The sequence below is a fragment of the Achromobacter sp. RW408 genome, from assembly GCF_003184165.1.
Classification (GTDB): Bacteria; Pseudomonadota; Gammaproteobacteria; order Burkholderiales; family Burkholderiaceae_B; genus Achromobacter; species Achromobacter xylosoxidans.
In genome coordinates this window covers 41,918-44,851 of sequence record NZ_QHHO01000046.1, presented here as the reverse complement: position 1 = coordinate 44,851, position 2,934 = coordinate 41,918, and the positions used below count along the sequence as shown (strand labels likewise).

Annotated in this window: 2 protein-coding genes; one reads left to right on the top strand and one right to left on the bottom strand. The window is 73.6% G+C overall.

The window, feature by feature from the left end:
• Positions 1–16: 16 nt before the first annotated feature.
• Positions 17–1,462: an HD domain-containing phosphohydrolase gene (locus DK459_RS10180; RefSeq protein ID WP_058207624.1), complete on the top strand. Its 1,446-nt coding sequence runs from the start codon at positions 17–19 to the stop codon at positions 1,460–1,462.
• Positions 1,463–1,501: 39 nt separating this feature from the next.
• Here the strand turns inward: DK459_RS10180 and DK459_RS10175 are convergent, their stop codons facing one another.
• Positions 1,502–2,689 carry a serine hydrolase gene (locus DK459_RS10175; RefSeq protein WP_233256792.1) on the bottom strand — a complete coding sequence of 396 codons (1,188 nt, stop codon included), beginning with the start codon at positions 2,687–2,689 and terminating at the stop codon, positions 1,502–1,504.
• Between the last annotated feature and the right edge of the window lie 245 nt (positions 2,690–2,934).

Genomic DNA, 2,934 nt, shown 5'->3' with positions numbered 1-2,934 from the left:
CGCCCCGCCCGTCCCCATGATCGCCGATAGCGCCATTGAACTGACCGACGCCGTGCTGGCCATGGCCTTCATCGGCGACCTCAGCATGGGCCGCGCCACCGACCATTCGCGCCGCACCGCCTGCCTGGCGGGCCTGCTGGCCGCGGCGCACGGCCTGGATGCGGCCGGCCAGGACCACGCCCGCGCGGTGGCGCTGCTGCGCTGGTCCGGCTGCACCGCCAACGCCGGCGGTTTCGCCGAACTGCTGGGCGACGACGTCGCCTCGCGCGAGGCCATGATGGCGCAGACGCTGCCGCCGCTGGACGCGCGCACGCAGTCGCTGATCGTGCCACTGGCGCTGATCCATTGCGAGATTTCCGGCGACGTGGCCGTCAGCCTGGGCATGCCGCAGGCGGTCGTGACCGGGCTGCGCCACGCCTTCGAGCGCCACGACGGCAAGGGCATGCCGCTGGCGCTGGACGGCGCGGCCGTCTCGCCGCTGGCCTATGTGGTCAACGCCGCCAGCGACCTGGAAATCCTCAGCCGTGCCCATGGCCGCGACAGCGCGCTGGACTTCCTGCGCCAGCAGGCCGGCGCCAAGTATCCGGCCGAGTTCGCGGCGTTGGCCATTCGCCATGGTCCGGCCTGGCTCGACCGGATGGACGCCGATCCGCCCGATGGCGCCGCCTGGAATCTCGCTGGCGGCCAGGCCGCCGCGCCCGCCGCGCTGACCCTGCTGGCCGACGTGGCCGAACTCAAGCTGCCGTGGCTGGCGGGCTATTCACGCCGGGTCGCGGCGCTGGCCGTGGCGACCGCCGCGCGCCTCGACCTGGACGCCGCGACGCAGGCGCGGCTGCAGGCGGCCGCGCTGGTCCACGGCATTGGCCGCGCGGCGCTGCCGAACCGCTTGTGGAACACCGCCGGCAAGCTGACGCCAGACCAATGGGAACAGGTGCGCCTGATGCCCTACTGGACCGCCCGCGCCGCTCGCCAGATCAAGGGTTTGAGCGCGGCGGCCGAACTGGCCTCGTATGCCTACGAGCGGCTCGACGGCAGCGGCTATTTCCGGGGCGCGGCGGGCGCCGCGCTCGACCGCCCGCAACGCGTGCTGGCCACCGCCGTGACACTGCAGGCGCTGCTCGAGGACCGCCCCTGGCGCCGCGCCCTTTCCCTGCGGGACGCGGCCCGCGCGCTGCGCGACGAGGCCGCCGCCGGCCGCTACGACGCCGATGTCGCCGAAGCCGCGATCGCCGCGGCCGGCGGCGAACCGGCAGCCCCGCGCCGCGCGGCCTCGCCGCTGTCGCAGCGTGAACTGGAAGTGTTGCGGCAGGTCAGCCTGGGCGCCAGCAACAAGGAGGCCGCGCGCGCCCTGGACATCAGCCCCAGCACCGTGCGCACCCACCTCGAAAGCGTGTTCCGCAAACTCGACTGCTCCACCCGCGCGGCGGCCACGCTCAAGGCGCTGACCTCGGGGCTGCTGTAGGGCGCCGCCAGGCGCCGCGATGACGGACGCGGGCAGCGCTCAGCGCTGCGCCAGCGCGCGCAATGCGTCGTAGGTTTCGCGCTCGTCCTGGTTCTCGCCGTAATCGCTGAGCTTGACGATCACCACCCGCCTGCCCGGATGGACATACAGGTATTGGCCGTGGATCCCGACCGCCGCGAAGTCGGGACCGCCCGCCGGATCGCGCTGCCACCATTGCGCGGCATAGCCCCAGCCATCCACCGCATGCGGCGCCGGCCGCGCGATGCGCGCCAGCCAGGCGGCGGGCACCACGCCCTGCCCCTGCGCCGCCAGCAGCACCTGCTGGCCGATGCGGGCGAAGTCGCGCGCGGTGGCGTTCAGGCAGCAGAATGCCTTCTCGATGCCGCCGGGCCGGTCCAGGTTCCAGGTGGCGGCGGACTCAGCGCCCATCGGATGCCACAGCCGCTCGGCGAGCAGGTCGGCAAGCGGGCGGCCGGTCACCCGCGCCAGCGCCATGCCCAGCAGCTGGGTGTCGATGCTGCGGTAGTCGCCCGCGCTGCCCGGCGTGAAATGCATGCGCCGATGCGCGCGCACAAAGCCGGCCAGGTCGCGCGTCAGGTACATGCGCGCGGTGCCGGTGAAGGGCCAGTAGGCGCGGTAGTTCTCCGACACGTCGATGCCCGAGGCCATGTCCAGCAGCTGTCCCACGGTGATGCGGTCGTAGTCGCCGGCGCCGGCCAGCTCGGGCAGCAGCGCGACCAGGCGGTCGTCCTCGCGCAGTTCGCCGCGCGCGATCGCCTGGCCCACCAGCAGCGACACCACCGACTTGGCCATCGACCATGACGACTGCGGGTCCGTCGCGTTCACGCCGGGCCGGTACCACTCGTACACCAGCCGGCCGTCGCGCAGCACCACCAGGGCATTGGTGGCGGTGCTTCGCAGGAACTGGTCGAACGGCATCTCGGCGCCTTTCCACGGCACCGTCGCCGGCGGCGGCCAGGCGCTGGCCGCCAGCGCGGACGGCGTGGCCGAGGCCGGCACCACCCGCACCGGCAGCAGATCGCCGCGGCGCGACGGCGCCGACGCTTCCAGCCGCCACAACGTGTGCGGCGGCGGGATTTCCATCACCGCGGTCGCCGCATAGGCGGCGGCCGTCAGCGCGGCCAGCCCCAGGGCCAGCCGCCAAGCGGTCCGGCCCGGGCGGCGGGCGCGCGCGGGCGTCATGCGGGAGGGCGGGTCCGTTGCCATGGCGCGGATCATGCCAAGTCCGCGCCGATTGCACAACAGGCGCCGCGCAATCGCCGCCCGCGCATGGCGCCGGCCGCATCGGCCGGGAGATTCAAGTCCCAATGTATCAACCCGCCCGCTCCGTACATTGCGACACCTCAGACCCCGCGCGCCTGGCTACAACGGCTCCACGCCCTTTCACTCACCTTGACCGGAGTCCCCCGCCATGCCCGATCCCATCGACACCCAACGCCGCCGCCTGCTCG